Source organism: Bradyrhizobium sp. 31Argb, from assembly GCF_043638955.1.
GTDB lineage: Bacteria > Pseudomonadota > Alphaproteobacteria > Rhizobiales > Xanthobacteraceae > Bradyrhizobium.
Genome location: NZ_JBEGDB010000171.1, coordinates 1 through 17,023, shown reverse-complemented (window position 1 = coordinate 17,023; position 17,023 = coordinate 1). Strand labels below are relative to the sequence as shown.

Genomic DNA, 17,023 nt, shown 5'->3' with positions numbered 1-17,023 from the left:
ACGCGGACTTCTCTTGCTTCGGGAATCATCCCGATCTTGAATCACGACTCACGTTCTATGAAAAGTGGGTACTAGGCCCACGACGCGGTTTGCCGGATCGATCCAAAACTGCATGCCATAGATGCCGCCCCACCCGTAGCTGCCCGCCGGAAGGCGGCTCTTGGCTGCAGCCGGATCGATCACGATCCCAAAGCCCAGCGCGAAGCCCCAACCCGGCCCGGGAAGCGTCGGCATGTTGCCGGTCGCGTTCTGCGTCATCTGCCGCACCGTTTCCGCGCGGAGCACCCGCACGCCGTCGAGTTCGCCTTCGTTCAGCAGCATTTGCAGGAACCGCCCGTTGTCCCCGATAGTGCCGCTCATGCCGGCGCCGCCAGAGTGATAGGCGGTCAGAGAGAAGGCGCGGTTCGGGTCGAAATCGGCGGTGCCCTTGGTTGGAGGGAACGGCACAGCCTCAGGTGCCACCACCGGAACGTAGCCCGTGCCGAGTGCGCCCGTGACCTGTGCGGGCCGTGTCACCTGCACGAACCGTGAGCGCATGGTCTCAGGTGCGTTGAACACAAAGCTCTCAATGCGCAGAGGTCTTGCGATGCGCCCGGTTACAAAAGCTCCCAGGCTGGCTCCCGTCACCTTCTCGATGACAGCCCCGAGCACGTCAGTGGCCAGCGAGTATTCCCAGCCTGTACCAGGCTGATAGCCAAGCGGAACGAAGGCGAGACGCTGCATCGCTTCGGCCGTGGTTACCTCGCCCTGGTCTAGCCCGTCGGTCACGCGCGCTTCGCGGTATGCATTAACGAGCCGGGGATTATTGATGAAGTTATAGGAGAATCCGGCCGTATGGGTCAGCAGTTCGCGAATTGTCGGCGGCCTGCTCGCAGGACCCTCAGTGCCGTCAGGACCGCGCACCTGCAACTTGGCGAACTCGGGCAGGAAACGGCTGACCGGATCGTCCAGGCCGATCCCTGCCCTGCTCGACAAGGATCATCGCTGCCACCGAGGTGACAGCCTTGGTCATTGAGGCGAGGCGGAATATGTCGTTCTCGCCGATCGGCACGGCGCTCCCCACCTTGCGAACGCCGACGCTGCGGCTGTAGACCGGGCGGCCATTCTGAAGGATCAGCACCACAATACCCGGAGTACTGCAGCCTTCGACCAATTCCTTAAGGGTTTGATCAAGCTTCGCATTGCGCGCTTCGGGCGAAAAGGCCAGCGCCACCGGGGTGGCAAGGAGCGCGAACGCTACCAGTCCCGCCCCGAGCACACCGATCACAAGACGACGTGAGATCATGATGTTCCTCCCGTAGAGCTGTTCTGAGCATTCTTCGCGACAGCGGAATGAAGTTATTGAGGCTGCCGGTATCCGATCCATAGTAGCGCAGACATTTCGAGCCATCCGAACCCCATACCTGCGGCCGACGAAGACATGATTCTTTCTGGGGACGGGGCGACTCAGCATCCGCAAGCTGGTGGGAATGCGCCCGGCGCCAAGCGGGTCTATCCTCGAGCGCAGTTCATGGCTTCGCCGCCCAACTCCCGCTTGCTCGCGGCAAAAGGCGGACAGAGCTCGCTCTCAAGCGGCTTGCGTTGCGGCGGTTTGGTGAGTTTGGCAGTTGGTCGGACAAACCCGGGCGCAGGCGCCGCAACCGATACAAGCGCCTTGGTCATTCATCACCATAATCTTCTTCTCGATCTCATCGTCTTCGTCGTCGTCCAGATCGACAAGATCGCCCTCCTCGTTGATGCCCTTCAACGTCATGACGTCGCGACCGCAGACTTTGAAACAACGGCCACAGCCGATGCACTTCTTGGCATCAATCGACATCAGGTACTCCGGTGTCCAGTCACGGCCGTCGCGCGTTGCAAATGACATGATCGGATACCCTCTAAAGCAGTCTGCTGAAAAAGCTTGAAATGGAGAGTTTTCGTATTGTCGGCGGTCGTTGTTGGAGCGGCGCGGTGGAGTTGGATGTAATTTTTTAACCTGTTGGTTGGTGCCCCCCTGACGCGGGGTGGCTAAACGGCAAGCAGTTTGGGAATCCGGATCAGGTTATAGGCGATCAGATTGAGCAGGAAGTCGGCGGCGACGCGAGCGATGCCACGATGTTTGGTCTTGCGCATCGTGCCATGCTGCTTGCCCCTTCCGAAAATGCACTCGACCATCGCCCGGCGCGATTGCGACATGCCGTATCCCGGATGCCGCGCGGTTCGTTCGTCGATGGCGCTGTTGCGGTTCTTGCCGGTTTTGGTGACGGCCTGGTTCTGTGTCACATGCGGCGTCACGCCGATGGCGCGAAGATTGGCGACGTGATCGGCCGTATCGTACGCCTTGTCCTCACCGGCCGTGATGCGGCAGCCTGCGGCTTTGCGTCTCGCCTTCAGCATGGTCTCCGAAGCCCGGCGTTCGGCGATGCCATTGGCATGCGTGACCCTGCCGGCCACCGCCAGCCCGTGCCGGTTCTCCATGGTGGCGTGGCCCATATAGCAAAGCTTGGCCTCGCATCCGGCCGCCTTGCGATAAAGCCTGCTGTCCGGATCGCTGGTACTCGCATGGGTGTCGTTCTTGCGCTTTTGGCCGTGGAAGTTGGCGCCGTCATCATCGTTGCCGCTGCCGTCCTTGGGGCGAAAACTCTTCGAAGTCCAGGCTTCGATCAGCGTCCCGTCCACCGAAAAATGCTCGTCCGACAATAGCGATTTGACCTGAGAATGGTTCAGAAGCTTGGTCATGAACTTCGTGAACACATCGCCGTTCTGCAGCCGCTCCCGGTTCTTGGTGAAGGTGGTCGGGTCCCAGACTGGATCGTCCGGCGACAGTCCCACGAACCAGCGATACAAAAGATTGTAGTCCAGTTGCTCCATCAACTGGCGTTCCGAGCGGATGCACACTTGCAGCAGCAAGGCGCTCAGCAATCGCTCTGGAGGGATCGAAGGACGTCCCTCGTTGGGATAGAGCCTCCCAAGGCTGCGGTTCAAATCACTCAATACATCCCGGACAAGTTCCCGGACCTTCCGCAGCGGATGGTTCGCTGGCACACGCTTATCCGGCGCGATGTACGAAAAGAGGCCGCTTTGATCCGTAAACCTGCCCCGCATGATCGTCTCCGCCGGTTCGAGATGATAAAAGTGAATCATCAAGCTCCCTCCGTGGCCAGGGGGTTCTTCAGCAGACTGCTACTAGGCCCTTTCCAGGGCGTTGAGGTCCTCGCGCTTGCGCTCGAGTTCGGCAAAGGCATCGTGCGCCTTCTGCGCCACCGCCATGATCGAGGTCCAGTTGACGGGCAATTCCTCCGAGAGGTCGTGCAGATCCATCTTGGCCTGCGTCGCCTTGGCCGATAGCTTTTTCATTTCTGCTTTTACGATTTCAAGATCGCTCATGAGCTGCCCTCAATAGTTCGCCACGTCGGGAAATTTCCGGATCATCTTGATGCCGCCTTTGACGTATTTGTCACCCTCGGCGGCGAGCTTTGCGAGATTGTCGAAGCCGAAGCGATGCACATCGCGCAGGCGCTTGTTCACCACGATCAGACGGCCGCCGATCAACACCATGCGACCAAAGCCTTCATGGTGCATCTTTAGCATCGCATGGATCATCACACCCGCCGCTTTCTCGATCGAGAGCGCGACCGCATTGAAGAACAGCTCCAGCCGCCAAACCACATCCGGATCTGGATCGCCAACGATCGGCAGCGCGCGCCGCTTTTCCTTATCCAGAATATACGGTTCGAGCAGATCGAGATCGCTCTTGCCGTCCCAGGCGCCATAAATGTCCTGGGCGCGCCAACTCTTAACCAGTTCTCTCACGAATGGCGCATCGAGCGTGTTCTCTGGTTGCACGATATCTGCAGCTGCAGTCATGGCCGTCCTCATTCTTCGAAATCGAGCGTGCGCTGCTGGTCTTTTGCCAGCGCCTTGCGCAGCCAGGGCGGCGGCGTACCCTTGAGCACTCGCTCGAGCTTCTCGACGAGGGCGAGGATGTTCTCGGGCTGACCCACCTTAATGGGATGTATATTGTTGGCCACCACGCGGGCGGCACCGGAGCCGCCGATAGCAGCGACATAGAGGATGGCGCAATCCTTGATCGCCTCGATCTTGGGCGCGAGCTTGTCCTCGTTGCCGTCCTCCTTGAAATCGCCGTCGAACTGGACCGCCTTCAGGAATACGTGCCCGCCCGGCCCAACATCATAGATGGCGATGTTCTTGGCCCAGCCAAAATGCGCATCGACGCGCCTCAAGTCCTGGGTAGCGAATGCGACCTTCATGCAATCGACCTCTCTGCTGCCTCGATGACGCTGAGGCCGCCCGGCCTAAAGGGCTGACTCCAGCTACGCCAGCTGTCGGGCGTCGGCCGGTGATTTTCCTCGCGGTCGGCGATCACGAGATTGGCGATTTTGAAGATCAGATCGCGCGTGCCGCGATAGCCGACGGATAGCTGGTGTCCCGCGCCGATCCGATCGAACATCGGAAATCCCGCGCGGTAAAATGGAATCTTCAGCCGCGCCGCCGCTTGGCGGCCATGCGAATGCGTAATCAGCAGATCGCACCCCCTCGTCCTAGCAAGCTCTTCCAGATCCTCAAGATCGCCGATGAGCACCTCCTTGGTCTCGATCCGCTCCAGCACCGGGGACTGCGTGGTTGTCACGGCCGCGGTGACCTGCGCACCCATCTCGTGCAGCATGCTGGATAGGTCGAACAAGAGGTCTGGCTCGGCACCTATCGCAAGCTTGCGGCCGCCGATATGGAAATGCGCGTCCAGCATCGCGTCTGCCAGCTGCCCGCGCTGGCGGCGATATTTTGCTGGCACAGGGCGGCCGCTGATCTCGCTCAGGAAAGCAATGAATTCATCGTTGGGGGTGAGGCCGCAGAGCCGCTCGAACAGGCGAAACGGCACCCCGGTCTTGGCCTGCATGGCTTCTGCCGCCCGTCGCATCTGCGCACCAATCGCAATGGTCCAGCTGGACCGGCCCATGCTCGCGACTTCGTCAACCCCGATGCCGCCAATGCTCGTCGGCGTAAATTCGTCCGGGATATGCCCGTCCAGCGATCCCGCAAGATCAGGCAGGAAGGATGGCTTCAGACCGAAATCCTCCAGGATGGTTCTCAGTTCGTCGAGGTCACCCGGCGTCAGATGACATCCGGGGAGAACATTCACCCGCGCGGGATCACGCTCTGCCTCGGCCGGCAGCGCCTCCGTCAGCACCTCGACGAGGCGTGCCACCGTCTTTTCCCAGCCGTCCTGGAAGGCATCCTTGAAATCAGGCGTCGAGACAAAGATCAAAGGAAAATTGGCGAGCTGCGGATGTTGCTCGCGGATCAATTTGATGTAGGCGTCGACATCATCGCCATTGGTTTCGGTGACCCCGGTCGAGCAGATCCCGATGATCTCCGGCTTGGCGCGATTATAGATGTTGAGGATAGCCTGCTCGACATTTTCATAACCGCCGAGCACGGTCGCCACCTCGCTCATCGCAGTCGTCTGCAGCGGCACCGCCTCCTTGAAATGCCGCACGAACAGCGTGAGCCCAAACGACGTGCAACCTTGCGAGCCGTGCAAAAGCGGCATCGCCCCACGCAGGCCCATGAAGGCGAATGCGCCGCCGATCGGCTGACTGATCTTGAGCGGGTTGACCGCGCACGCCTTCGTCGGCGTGGTAACAATGGCCATGACTTGTCCTATTCCGCGGCCCGCAGCATGGCAGGCGGCGAGGAAACCGGCATGGTGGCTAGGACGTCCTCGATGCGCCTCTTGCAGCAGCCACCGAACGCGTCGGTGTGCTGGCGGACTGCCTCGACGCTGGTCAGGCCATGCGAGCGGATCGCATCCTCGATGGTGCCGAGATCGACTTCCTTACAGAAGCAAACCTTTTTCGCGCGCCGCATCGTCTGCGGATCGGCGGCGATCTCGGCAGCCCGCCCACGCATCTTCGTGATCGTCTCGGTCTGCCGGTTCTTGGCCACCTTGTCCCACGGCACCGGTCGACGCAGCTGCTCCCAAATCGGGTTGAACAGCGCCTTGTCGATCTCCTCGACCAGCTTCACCATACCGATATAGCCCATGTAGGCGTGGCAGCGCTCCTGGTTAATGTCGAGCCAGGGCATCGCTGCCTTGAGCGCAACAAATTGCGATTTGCCACCCGAGAGCATGATGTCCGCTTTCGCGTCGGTCAGCATTTTGTATATCTCGCGCGGCGTCATGTCCTCAATCATATGGGCATCCTGCCCCATCAGCTCCTTGATGCGCTCCTTGTCCTGCTTGGTGGATTTCTTGACGCTGGTGCCGACCAGCTCGAGCCCCGCCTCCTGCAGCGCAGCCACCACGGACCAGGACTTGACACCGCCGGTGATCAGTAACGCCCTCTTCCCGGCAAAGCGCGGCTTGTACGGCTCGATCGCGGCCCAGGCGCGCGCCTCCTCCCGCGCGATCACCGTCTCGGTGCGCCCGATCAGTTCGGAAGGCGCGCCGCGTTCGACCAACAGCCGCGCGATCTCGCGCAGCGAACCGCTGGAATCCTGGATGCCGTAGAACGATCCCTCGAAGAACGGAATGCCGTAGCGCTCCTCCATCTTGCGCGCAACGTTGATCATCGCCTTCGAACATACCAGCATGGCAGCGCGCGCCCGGTGCGAAGAGGCAACTTCGCGATATTTGCCATCGCCGGAGATGCAGGAGAGGATGCGGATGCCGAGCTCGTCAAGCAGCGGCTTAACCTGCCAGAGCTCGCCGGACAGGTTGTATTCCCCGATCAGGTTGATGTCGTAGGGCGTGGTGTAGTCCGGCTCTTGCGTGCCGATGACATGCTCGAGCAAGGCCTCGCCGGCGAGCTTATTGCCGAGGTTCTTGGGGCCGACGAAGCCCGGCGAATTTACGGGAATGATCGGTTTGCCGAGCTTTTGCGAAGCCGCCTTGCAGACCGCATTGATGTCGTCGCCGATCATGGCGGGGACGCAGGTCTGATAAACGAAGATGGCCGGCGGATCGTACTTGTTGATGATCTCCTTGATTGCCTTGTAGAGACGCTTCTCGCCCCCAAATACGATGTCGGTTTCGCTCATGTCAGTGGTGAAGCCGGTGCGCCAGATGCTGGCATCAGAGGAAGACGCACCGCGGTTGTCCCAGGAGTTCCCCTCACAGGCGATCGGACCGTGCACCAGATGGGCGACGTCGGTAAAAGGCTGCAGCGCGATCTTTGCACCGTCGAAGGCGCAGCCGCCTGCGGCGCCGCCCGGCTGTAGCTGCTTGTTGCAGCCCTTCTTGCGCTCGGCAACCGACTTGTTGGCGTTCTTGGCGCAGCCCGGCTCATTAAAGATCTCTTGGATCCTGGCCGATAGCGAACTCATCCATCTCTCCTCTCAACCGAGCTTGTGCGCAAAGATCAGCCCATCTGCGCTTAGGCCATCGCCGATGTTTGGCGGCGATGGCGCCCGCGTCATTCGTCATCAACGAATGATGTCGAAGCTATAGTCGGTTTCGCCGAGAACGTTGGTCTTCTTGTCGATCTCGTCGAAGATCTTGTCGAGAATCTTCACGAGCACGTTCATGCCGCCCTGATAGCCCCACACCGGAGAGCGGTGATGGTGATGCCGATCAAAGATCGGAAAACCGATGCGGATCAGTGGCACACCGGTGTCGCGCTCTAGATACTTGCCATAGGTGTTGCCAATCAGGAAGTCGACCGGCTCGGTGAACAAGAGCGAGCGCATATGCCAGAGGTCTCGCCCCGGATACGCGTGGCAGTTCTGTCCAAACGGCGAACTCGCAAACAACGTCTGCATTTTTGCCTCCCAATCCTTGTTGCCGTTCGTCGACAGCACATGGATCGGCTCAGCGCCAAGCTCGAGCAGGAAGGCAGCCAACCCGTAGCAGAGGTCTGGATCGCCATAGATTGCGAATTTCTTGCCATGGATGTGCGCACTGGAGTCAGCCATCGCGTCGACCAAGCGACCGCGCTCTCGCGCCAATTCCTCGGGGATATCCTTGCCAGTGATGCGCGACAGCGCCACGAGGAACTCATCCGTTGCGGAGACGCCGACCGGATAATTGAACGCTACGACCTCATGGCCATGATGTGCGATGAACGGCAGCGTCTTTTCCGTGCACCACTGCTGCATCGAGATCGTTGCCTTAGCGTGAACCGCCTTCGCGGCGTCTTCCAGCGTGGTGCCGCCGTCATACATCCGGAACTCGCCGTCGGTTGGTGTATCAAACACATCGGAATTGTCGGCGAGAACGGTGTACTGGATTGCCATCAACTCAAAGATGCGCTTGATCTCACGGATGTTGCCGACGGTGTAGCCGTCAAAGCCGCCGATAAAGTTGATCTTCTCGTTGGGCACCCGCTCAAGCTTCGGCGTTGTTCCGGCCTTGCCGTCCCAGAAATGCTCCAGGATACCCTTGAGCGCATTATCATAGCCGGTGACGTGGCTGCCCACGAAGGCTGGCGTGTGCGCGAACGGCACATCGAAATCCGCTGGAACCGAGCCTTTTTCCTTGGACGTTTTGATGAAGGCGTTAAGGTCGTCTCCGATCACCTCCGCCATACAGGTCGTGGAGACCGCGATCATCTTGGGCTTGTACATATTGTAGCTGTTGGCGAGCCCATCAATCATGTTGTTCAGCCCGCCGAATACGGCAGCGTCCTCCGTCATCGACGAGGAGACGCAGGAGCTTGGTTCCTTGAAGTGCCGCGACAGATGGCTGCGGTAATAGGCCACGCAGCCCTGGGAGCCGTGCACGAAGGGCAGCGTGCCCTCAAAGCCAACGGAGGCGAACACCGCGCCGAGCGGCTGGCAGGCCTTGGCTGGGTTTATCGTCAGCGCTTCGCGCGCAAAATTTTTCTCGCGATATTCGGGCGTCTTCGCCCATTCCCTGATGCGTTCGACCTCCGCGGGATCGCGGGGATTCTCGAACATCTTCTTCTTATTGGCCAGCATCTGCTGGTATTCCGGTCCGCGGAACAGCTCGAAGTGATCGAGCACGTGTTCTGCACTCTGCGCCATAGGTAGGATCCTTTCAAAAAAGCGTCATCAATATCAGCTCCGGCCCTCAGGCTGAGAGCCGGTCACTTTGCGTTATTCGGCAGCTAACAGTTTCGCCTTTTGGACATCCTTCCAGGGCGCCTTGGTCCTCTTCCAGATCGGCGAGTTGATGGCCATGTCCATGTCGCGTGCGAAGATCGCAAATCCGTCATAGCCATGATACGGACCCGAATAGTCCCAGGAGTGCATTTGGCGGAACGGCACGCCCATCTTCTGGAAGACATATTTCTCCTTGATCCCCGAGCCGACCAGGTCAGGCTGGACCTTCTCGACGAAGCGTTCGAACTCGTAGCCGGTGACGTCGTCGTAGATCAACGTGCCATCCTTGACGTAGTGCTGGGCGGTGCGCTGGTAGTCGTCATTGTGGCCGAACTCGTAGCCGGTGCCGACGACCTCCATGCCGAGATCTTCATAGGCGCCGATCACGTGGCGCGGACGCAGTCCGCCAACGAACAGCATCACGCTCTTGCCTTCCAGGCGCGGGCGATATTTTGCGACCACCGCGTCCACCAGCGGCTGATATTTTGCAATCACCCGCTCGGCACCCTCCTTGATCTTGTCGTCGAAAAAGCCGGCGATCTTGCGCAGCGACTCCACGATCTTAGAGGGCCCGAAGAAGTTGTATTCGCACCATGGAATCCCAAACTTCTCCTCCATGTGGCGTGAGATGTAGTTCATCGAGCGGTAGCAATGCAGCACATTAAGCTTCGCCTTCGGCGTTGCCTCGAGCTCGGCCAGAGAACCGTCGCCGGACCACTGCGCGATTACGCGCAGGCCCATTTCCTCCAGCAGGATTCGGGATGACCAGGCGTCGCCGCCGATATTGTAGTCGCCGATGATCGCGACATCGTAGGGGGTCGGCTCAAACGTCGGCTTGCCCTCGGGCGAGACCTTGTCGAACACCCAGTCGCGCACCGCGTCGTTGGCAATATGGTGGCCGAGCGACTGCGACACGCCGCGAAAGCCCTCGCAGCGGACCGGCACGATAGTCTTGCCGCCATATTCCTTCGACTTTGACCTGGAGACCGCCTCGATGTCGTCACCGATCAGGCCGATCGGGCATTCCGACTGGATGGTGATGCCGTTGTTGAGCGGGAACAGCTCCTGGATCTCGTCAATGATTTTGACGAGCTTCTTGTCGCCGCCGAACACGATATCCTTTTCCTGGAAATCGGAGGTGAATTGCAAGGTCACGAAACTATCGATGCCTGTCGTGCCAACGTAATAGTTACGCCGCGAGCCCCACGAGTACTGTCCACAGCCGACCGGACCGTGGCTAATGTGGATCATGTCCTTGATCGGGCCCCACACCACACCCTTGGAACCCGCGTAGGCGCAACCGCGGATCGTCATCACGCCTGGGATCGATTTGAGATTGGACTTGACTCCGCAGTCCGACTTGCCGGCCTCGTGAACATTGAGGTGCTTGGCGCGCCGTTTCGCAGTCTTCTCCGGATAGATCTTCAGCACCTCCTCAATCAGCTCTTTGTTGCGGGCTTTGATTTCCGCGATGCTCTGGGTCGTGGCGAGACTCATGCTGATATCCTTCAGAAGGTTTCCTGTTGCGATGACGGCTCTCGACCAAGAGTTTGCAACGACCATGCCAGCCGCGGCGTGAACGCAAAAATCCACGCAGTTGGAAGTAGATAGCCACACTCGCGCGGCTGACCGGACTGTTGTTGCAAACCCGACATCGAACGTGTCCACGGACCTGCTCGTTTGATCCTGTTCGAAACAAAACAAGCCGGGCACGCATGGTTTTGCACCCGCGGATTTTCCACACAAGCCCGCGAGAGTATTGCGATACTTGCCGGGGCCTACTACCGGAAGCTATCTAACGAAGCGACCCAGCTGCAAGGCCGCGGCAGCCAATCTGGCTCACGGATCGTCGCGAAGCCCGACCGGTGCACACCTCACCCGCGATGGTGCCTTGCGCGTGGCCTCGCCGCCATCCTGCTATTGGGTCGACCAACCAGGGAGATCGTCGCGGCCGACGCGCGGGGGGTGTTCGAGCGCCTGAGCATCTCAAGCCGCAGCGCCGAACGATTTTTAGCTCCATGATCTTACGTGTGCAGCCGAGGCCGAGGCTGCCCTAGCTGATACGCGTTGACGCAACTAAACCTGATCCTCGACTCTGCCGAGAGACCCGCCCTGTGCTCGAGACGAACCGGCTCGTGAGCGCGAATGATGACGAAGGCGGCGTGCGCCATGAACTCAAGCGGGTGTAGTAGAGATCATGAAGAAAACGCCAGCTCTGCCGCACATCCCAGCGTCGCCCGGATAGACCAGCGGCTACCCGGTATGCGGTTGTCTGCGTCGTTCTTAATCAGCGTCAAGGAGCGGACGCACTCTCCGGCGGAGACGTCCAGCGATATGAGGTTCGCGCATAGCATTAGCAATTCGCGTATACACAACGCGCCTCATGGTTCTGGGCCCGTTCCTGCCCTCATGAGAACAGCTCCTGCGCTTTGACAAGGGCACCCGCCAGCGCATCGATCTCTTCATAGGTGTTGTAGAGGGCGAACGAAGCGCGGCACGTTGCTGGCACGCCAAACCGCTCGAGCAGCGGCATCGCGCAATGGGTCCCGGCGCGCACCGCCACGCCTGCACGATCGATGACGGTGGCAAAATCGTGCGCATGCGCGACTTTCATATCGAAGGAGATGATTGCGCCCTTCTCAGCCGCCGTTCCAATAATGCGTAAGGGATTGATGCCGCGCAGCTTCTCCTGCGCATAAGCAAGCAGTGCGCTCTCGTGCTTGTGGATCTGTGGCTTGCCTATTGAATTAATATAGTCCACAGCCGCGCCCAGACCGATCGCCTCGACGATCGGGGGAGTTCCAGCCTCAAACCGGTGAGGTGGATCACCATATGTGACACCGTCACGCGAGACCTCGCGGATCATCTCGCCGCCACCGTTGAACGGCGGCATCGACGCCAGATGCGCATATTTGCCGTAAAGCACGCCGATACCGGTCGGCCCATAAAGTTTGTGGCCCGTCATCACGTAAAAATCGCAATCAATGTCGCGGACATCAACATCCAGATGGACGCAGCCTTGCGAGCCGTCGACCAACACCTCGATGCCGCGCGCATGCGCGATCCTCACGATCTCCTTCACCGGCAGGACAGTGCCGAGCGCGTTGGACATCTGTGTGATCGCAACCATTTTGGTGCGCTCGGTCAGAAGCCGCTCGAACTCCTCGAGGAGAAAATTGCCCTCGTCGTCCACTGGCGCCCATTTGATGACAACGCCGTGGCGTTCCCTCAGAAAATGCCAGGGCACGATGTTGGCGTGGTGCTCCATGATCGAGAGAACAATCTCATCCCCGGGTGAGATGCGCTCGCGGCCGAAAGTCTGGGCGACCAGATTGATCGCCTCGGTAGCGCTACGAGTAAGACAAACTCTTCGGTGCGGCGCGCGTTGAGGAACTGCGCCACTTTGGTGCGGGCGCCCTCATAGGCCTCGGTCGCGGCGTTAGCCAGATAGTGCAGACCGCGATGCACGTTGGCATATTCGGACGTGTAAGCCTGCATCATGCGATCGAGCACCGCCTTTGGCTTCTGCGCCGAGGCGGCGTTATCGAGATAGACCTGCGGCTGCCATAGACCTGCAGCGCCAGCGCCGGAAAGTCCTCGCGCACCCGCGCAACATCGTAAGCGCCGTTGGCGACCGCCGGATGCGCGCTCATCCTCTCGCCTCCAGCCAGCGCTCGGCCAGTACTATCACGAATTCGCGTAACCTCCCGTCGGCGATTTCCTCGATAGCTTCGCCGAGGAAAGCCTGGACCAAGAGCGCCTGTGCCTCCTTCCCGGAAAGGCCGCGTGCGCGTAGATAGAACAGCAGAGTCTCATCCAGTGCGCCGGATGCCGCGCCATGGCCGCAGGTGACATCGTCGGCAAAGATCTCCAGCTCCGGCTTGTTGTCGGCTTCAGCCTCGTCGGACAGCAAAAGCGCACGCGTCATCATCCTGCCGTCCGTCTTCTGTGCATCAGGACGCACGATGATGCGGCCCTGGAATACCGAGTGGCCGCGGTCGTCGACGGCCGCGCGGAAATTCGCCCGGCTCGTGCAATGCGGCACAGCGTGGTTGACGACCAAGGTCGTGTCACCATGCTGTTTGTCCCTCAGCAGGTTGATGCCGTTGACGGAGAGCTCGGCGCCCTCGCCCGCCAATGTGATGAATGCCTGGTATCGGCTCACAGCACCACCACAGATCATGCTGAACAATTTGAGTTTCGCGCTCGCCCCGAGCGCGAACAATCCGGAGGAAATGTTGGTGGCGTCCGCCCCGTCCGCCAGAACGTGCAGATGGGCAAGATTGGCCGCCTCACCAACCGAGACGATCACCGCATCATTGGCCTGATGGTTGCGGGCGCCTTCGGCCGCCACAAAGCTTTCGACCACGGCCGCCTGCGCGCCCTTGCCAAGCCTCAGATGCGAGCGAGTGAAGCTTGACGCCGACGAGGTGGTTGCGACATGGACGATTTGAATCGGTCGGGATAACTCGGTGCCGTCGGTGACCGTGATGACCACGCCGTCGGTCACCATCGCGGCATTGAGCGAGATCACCGCATCCGTCGTTGCGGTCAGCAGCAGGTCGCCTCTCCCCTCGTTAGCTGGATCGTCCAGAACTTCGCGCAGCGTGCGCACGTTGACGCTCTGGCCCAACTCGGCGATGTCGGAGAGATTGGGCGCGAACAAACCATCGACGAGCACTAGCTTCGCTGCGCCCTCGATCGCTCCCTTCTCGACGGCAGCTTGCGCGACTGCAGCCCTTGCCCGCGCGAGCGCAGCCGCATCCGGTTGCGGCGCGAGCGGTAGGACGTGGCGCATTAGCGCGCGCAGGTCGGTGTATCTCCATTCCTCGATCCGCCGGTGCGGTAAGCCGACGCGCTTGTAAGCGTCGAATGCCCTCGCGCGGATGTCGGCAACAGAGCCTGCGCCGGGCAGCCGTCCGTTGGCCTTGACGAACACATTGCCCACCGCGCGTCCGGGATCGGTTTTTGACAGAACCAGGTTCATCGAAAACTCCTTGCGCTCTCTAGGCCGCGTGCTCGAACGGAGCGTAGCCGGCGGCCTCGAGCTCCAGCGCGAGATGCTTGTCGCCGCTCTTCACGACACGCCCCTTCGCCATCACGTGCACATAGTCCGGCACGATGTAGTTGAGCAGGCGCTGGTAGTGGGTGATCACGACCATGGCACGCTCGGGCGAGCGCAGCGCGTTGACGCCGTCGGCCGCGATCCTCAGCGCGTCGATGTCGAGACCTGAGTCCATTTCATCGAGGATGCAGAGGCTCGGCTCGAACAGCGCCATCTGCAGGATCTCGTTGCGCTTCTTTTCGCCGCCGGAGAAGCCGACATTGACACCGCGCTTGAGCATGTCCTGCGGGATGTTGAGCGACTTTGCGACCTCGCGGACCTTCTTCAGGAAGTCCGGCGTCGAATATTCGCTCTCGCCGCGCGCCTTGCGCTGCGCATTCAGCGCGGTGCGCAGGAAGTTCATGGTGGCGACCCCGGGGATTTCGACCGGATACTGGAACGCCAGAAACACGCCCTTGGCGGCGCGCTCGTCCGGCGCCATCTCCAAGAGGTCCTCGCCGCGGAACAGGATCTGTCCGCCCGTGACCTCATAGCCGGGCTTGCCGGCGATGACGTGCGAGAGCGTCGATTTGCCGGAGCCGTTCGGCCCCATGATCGCGTGGACCTCGCCCGGATTCACGCTCAACGACAGGCCGTGGAGGATTTCGCGATCCTCGACACGAACCTGGAGATCTTTCACTTCAAGCAATGCCATTACAGTTTTCCTAGGGTAGCATCCTCAAGGCGCCGCTACGGCAGGCCCGCCAGGGATGAGGATTATCCAACCGAACCTTCGAGCGAGATCGAGATCAGCTTCTGCGCCTCGACCGCGAACTCCATCGGGAGCTGCTGCAGCACGTCCTTGACGAAGCCGTTGACGACGAGGCCGACCGCTTCCTCCTGGCTCAGTCCGCGCTGCACGCAGTAGCACAGGACATCCTCGGAGATCTTCGAGGTCGTCGCCTCGTGCTCGAACGTCGCCGACGAGTTCTTCGCCTCGACGTAAGGCACGGTGTGCGCGCCGCATTTGTCGCCGATCAAAAGCGAGTCGCAGGCGGTGTAGTTGCGCGCGCCGGTGGCTTTGCGGTGCGCGGTGACGAGGCCGCGATAGGTGTTCTGCGACTTGCCGGCGGCGATGCCCTTGGAGATGATCCGGCTCGAGGTGTTCTTGCCGAGATGGATCATCTTGGTGCCCGAGTCGACCTGCTGGTAACCGTTCGAGATCGCGATCGAGTAGAACTCGCCGCGCGAATTGTCGCCGCGCAGGATACAGCTCGGATATTTCCAGGTAATGGCGGAACCGGTCTCGACCTGGGTCCAGGAAATCTTCGAGTGGTCGCCACGGCAATCGCCACGCTTGGTGACGAAGTTGTAGATGCCGCCCTTGCCTTCCGAGTTGCCGGGATACCAGTTCTGCACCGTCGAATATTTGATCTCGGCGTCATCGAGCGCGACCAGTTCCACCACGGCAGCGTGCAATTGATTCTCGTCGCGCTGCGGCGCGGTGCAGCCTTCGAGGTAAGAGACATACGAGCCCTTGTCGGCGATGATCAGCGTGCGCTCGAACTGGCCGGTGTTGCGCTCGTTGATGCGGAAATAGGTCGACAATTCCATCGGGCAGCGCACGCCCGGCGGCACGTAGACGAACGAGCCGTCGGAGAACACCGCCGAGTTCAAGGTGGCGAAGAAGTTATCCGACGTCGGCACCACGCTGCCGAGATATTTGCGCACCAGCTCAGGATGCTCGCGGATCGCTTCCGAGATCGGCATGAAGATCACGCCGGCCTTCTTCAATTCCTTCTGGAAGGTGGTCGCAACCGACACCGAATCGAAGATGGCGTCGACCGCGATCTTCCGCTGTTCCGAAGGCTCTCCGCCCGGAGGCGGCTCGACGCCCTCGAGGATCGCGACTTCCCGCAAGGGAATGCCGAGCTTCTCATAGGTCTTGAGAATCTCGGGATCGATCTCGTCGATCGATGACAGCGTCTTCTTCGGCTTCGGCGCCGCGTAATAGTAGAGGTCCTGGTAGTCGATCTTGGGATAGTTGACGCGCGCCCAGGTCGGCTCGGTCATGGTCAGCCAGCGGCGGTACGCCTCCAGGCGCCATTCCAGCATCCAGGCCGGCTCGTTCTTTTTCTCTGAGATGAAGCGGACGATATCTTCCGAGAGCCCCTTGGGGGCCTTTTCGGATTCGATAAGCGTCTCGAACCCATATCGATACTGATCGACGTCGATGCGCCTGACGCGCTCGACCGTCTCTTGTACGGCTACCATTGCCCGCTCCGCCGCTCGCGCAAGGACTCCGGCCATGCCCGACGACGGCCGCGGCGCGCGCCCTTCGCCGCATACGCGATCGCGTAAGTCACCCGCAGCTCGGGGCCAGCGAGGCCGCCCATCAGAAAGGCGGCCACCGATCGCGCTTCAACCTTGCTGCGCGCAGCGGACCCGCTCATCGGTCGCTCCTTATGCCTGCACGCACGTGCCGGGCACCGGGCAGATAACGGCGCATTGCGGCGTGTCGCACTGATCCTCGCATTGGGTGCACTTCTTCGGATCAATTACATATATGTCGTTCTTGAGGCTGATTGCTGCGTTCGGGCATTCGAACTCACATGCGCCGCAGACGGTGCACTGGGAGGCGATTATCTTGTAAGCCATAAACTCCGATTCCTTGGCAGGCGATGCGCGACGGCTTTCCTTCAAGGCTCGTGCCAAACGTCGAGCCTTGATTTATCTCGGCTATTTTCCGTCTCCCGCCTGTCCTAGGCCGGACAGCGTGTCGCGACCGCGACACTCGGCTCACAGGCGCTTGATCTGGATGCGCCACTTCTTGCGCGCCTAGTACCCACTTTTCATAGAACGTGAGTCGTGATTCAAGATCGGGATGATTCCCGAAGCAAGAGAAGTCCGCGT

Annotated in this window: 16 protein-coding genes and 1 pseudogene; all 17 read right to left on the bottom strand. The window is 60.4% G+C overall.

The window, feature by feature from the left end; all coding sequences use genetic code 11:
- Positions 1-48: 48 nt before the first annotated feature.
- Positions 49-909, bottom strand: a complete 861-nt coding sequence (locus tag AAFX91_RS27220; protein WP_394568693.1) for a serine hydrolase domain-containing protein — start codon at positions 907-909, stop codon at positions 49-51.
- Complete coding sequence (locus tag AAFX91_RS27215; RefSeq protein ID WP_051397342.1) at positions 890-1,285, bottom strand: serine hydrolase; 396 nt, start codon at positions 1,283-1,285, stop codon at positions 890-892. Before AAFX91_RS27215 ends, AAFX91_RS27220 begins: the two co-directional genes overlap by 20 nt.
- 282 nt (positions 1,286-1,567) lie before the next feature.
- Positions 1,568-1,867, bottom strand: coding sequence for a ferredoxin III, nif-specific (fdxB, locus tag AAFX91_RS27210; protein WP_028169131.1), 300 nt, complete (start codon positions 1,865-1,867; stop codon positions 1,568-1,570).
- A 143-nt stretch (positions 1,868-2,010) separates the two neighbouring features.
- Complete coding sequence (locus tag AAFX91_RS27205) at positions 2,011-3,087, bottom strand: IS5 family transposase (RefSeq protein WP_130229809.1); 1,077 nt, start codon at positions 3,085-3,087, stop codon at positions 2,011-2,013.
- Positions 3,088-3,168: 81 nt separating this feature from the next.
- Entirely contained in the window at positions 3,169-3,369 is a 201-nt protein-coding gene (locus AAFX91_RS27200; RefSeq protein ID WP_394568692.1) for a CCE_0567 family metalloprotein, read from the bottom strand.
- Between the two features lie 9 nt (positions 3,370-3,378).
- Positions 3,379-3,849, bottom strand: coding sequence for a NifX-associated nitrogen fixation protein (locus tag AAFX91_RS27195; RefSeq protein ID WP_394568691.1), 471 nt, complete (start codon positions 3,847-3,849; stop codon positions 3,379-3,381).
- A gap of 8 nt (positions 3,850-3,857) precedes the next feature.
- Positions 3,858-4,253: a nitrogen fixation protein NifX gene (gene nifX, locus AAFX91_RS27190; protein WP_130229807.1), complete on the bottom strand. Its 396-nt coding sequence runs from the start codon at positions 4,251-4,253 to the stop codon at positions 3,858-3,860.
- Entirely contained in the window at positions 4,250-5,656 is a 1,407-nt protein-coding gene (gene nifN, locus AAFX91_RS27185; protein WP_028169136.1) for a nitrogenase iron-molybdenum cofactor biosynthesis protein NifN, read from the bottom strand. Before nifN ends, nifX begins: the two co-directional genes overlap by 4 nt.
- 8 nt (positions 5,657-5,664) lie before the next feature.
- Entirely contained in the window at positions 5,665-7,329 is a 1,665-nt protein-coding gene (nifE, locus tag AAFX91_RS27180; RefSeq protein ID WP_028169137.1) for a nitrogenase iron-molybdenum cofactor biosynthesis protein NifE, read from the bottom strand.
- A gap of 99 nt (positions 7,330-7,428) precedes the next feature.
- Positions 7,429-8,988 carry a nitrogenase molybdenum-iron protein subunit beta gene (nifK, locus tag AAFX91_RS27175; protein WP_028169138.1) on the bottom strand — a complete coding sequence of 520 codons (1,560 nt, stop codon included), beginning with the start codon at positions 8,986-8,988 and terminating at the stop codon, positions 7,429-7,431.
- 72 nt (positions 8,989-9,060) lie between these two features.
- Positions 9,061-10,563 (bottom strand): nitrogenase molybdenum-iron protein alpha chain, encoded by a 1,503-nt coding sequence (nifD, locus tag AAFX91_RS27170; protein ID WP_028169139.1) that lies wholly within the window; start codon positions 10,561-10,563, stop codon positions 9,061-9,063.
- A 910-nt stretch (positions 10,564-11,473) separates the two neighbouring features.
- A pseudogene (locus tag AAFX91_RS27165) lies at positions 11,474-12,719 on the bottom strand (cysteine desulfurase).
- On the bottom strand, positions 12,716-14,053 hold the full coding sequence (gene sufD / locus AAFX91_RS27160; RefSeq protein WP_028169396.1) for a Fe-S cluster assembly protein SufD: 1,338 nt from the start codon (positions 14,051-14,053) through the stop codon (positions 12,716-12,718). Before sufD ends, AAFX91_RS27165 begins: the two are co-directional and overlap by 4 nt.
- Before the next feature lie 19 nt (positions 14,054-14,072).
- Entirely contained in the window at positions 14,073-14,825 is a 753-nt protein-coding gene (gene sufC / locus AAFX91_RS27155) for a Fe-S cluster assembly ATPase SufC (protein WP_028169395.1), read from the bottom strand.
- A 62-nt stretch (positions 14,826-14,887) separates the two neighbouring features.
- Positions 14,888-16,384, bottom strand: a complete 1,497-nt coding sequence (sufB, locus tag AAFX91_RS27150; RefSeq protein ID WP_394568690.1) for a Fe-S cluster assembly protein SufB — start codon at positions 16,382-16,384, stop codon at positions 14,888-14,890.
- Positions 16,378-16,563, bottom strand: a complete 186-nt coding sequence (locus tag AAFX91_RS27145; protein WP_130582115.1) for a hypothetical protein — start codon at positions 16,561-16,563, stop codon at positions 16,378-16,380. The genes sufB and AAFX91_RS27145 overlap by 7 nt, the downstream gene beginning before the upstream one ends.
- Before the next feature lie 10 nt (positions 16,564-16,573).
- Positions 16,574-16,768, bottom strand: coding sequence for a 4Fe-4S binding protein (locus AAFX91_RS27140; protein WP_130232039.1), 195 nt, complete (start codon positions 16,766-16,768; stop codon positions 16,574-16,576).
- Between the last annotated feature and the right edge of the window lie 255 nt (positions 16,769-17,023).

What these genes read in the sequence shown, in the direction of transcription:
- sufD (WP_028169396.1), bottom strand. Translation starts at nt 14,053, where the DNA reads ATGAACCTGGTTCTGTCAAAAACCGATCCCGGACGCGCGGTGGGCAAT.
- nifE (WP_028169137.1), bottom strand. Translation starts at nt 7,329, where the DNA reads ATGAGTTCGCTATCGGCCAGGATCCAAGAGATCTTTAATGAGCCGGGC.
- sufB (WP_394568690.1), bottom strand. Translation starts at nt 16,384, where the DNA reads ATGGTAGCCGTACAAGAGACGGTCGAGCGCGTCAGGCGCATCGACGTC.
- AAFX91_RS27200 (WP_394568692.1), bottom strand. Translation starts at nt 3,369, where the DNA reads ATGAGCGATCTTGAAATCGTAAAAGCAGAAATGAAAAAGCTATCGGCC.
- AAFX91_RS27195 (WP_394568691.1), bottom strand. Translation starts at nt 3,849, where the DNA reads ATGACTGCAGCTGCAGATATCGTGCAACCAGAGAACACGCTCGATGCG.
- AAFX91_RS27205 (WP_130229809.1), bottom strand. Translation starts at nt 3,087, where the DNA reads ATGCGGGGCAGGTTTACGGATCAAAGCGGCCTCTTTTCGTACATCGCG.
- nifN (WP_028169136.1), bottom strand. Translation starts at nt 5,656, where the DNA reads ATGGCCATTGTTACCACGCCGACGAAGGCGTGCGCGGTCAACCCGCTC.
- AAFX91_RS27145 (WP_130582115.1), bottom strand. Translation starts at nt 16,563, where the DNA reads ATGAGCGGGTCCGCTGCGCGCAGCAAGGTTGAAGCGCGATCGGTGGCC.
- AAFX91_RS27140 (WP_130232039.1), bottom strand. Translation starts at nt 16,768, where the DNA reads ATGGCTTACAAGATAATCGCCTCCCAGTGCACCGTCTGCGGCGCATGT.
- sufC (WP_028169395.1), bottom strand. Translation starts at nt 14,825, where the DNA reads ATGGCATTGCTTGAAGTGAAAGATCTCCAGGTTCGTGTCGAGGATCGC.
- nifK (WP_028169138.1), bottom strand. Translation starts at nt 8,988, where the DNA reads ATGGCGCAGAGTGCAGAACACGTGCTCGATCACTTCGAGCTGTTCCGC.
- nifD (WP_028169139.1), bottom strand. Translation starts at nt 10,563, where the DNA reads ATGAGTCTCGCCACGACCCAGAGCATCGCGGAAATCAAAGCCCGCAAC.
- nifX (WP_130229807.1), bottom strand. Translation starts at nt 4,253, where the DNA reads ATGAAGGTCGCATTCGCTACCCAGGACTTGAGGCGCGTCGATGCGCAT.
- AAFX91_RS27215 (WP_051397342.1), bottom strand. Translation starts at nt 1,285, where the DNA reads ATGATCTCACGTCGTCTTGTGATCGGTGTGCTCGGGGCGGGACTGGTA.
- fdxB (WP_028169131.1), bottom strand. Translation starts at nt 1,867, where the DNA reads ATGTCATTTGCAACGCGCGACGGCCGTGACTGGACACCGGAGTACCTG.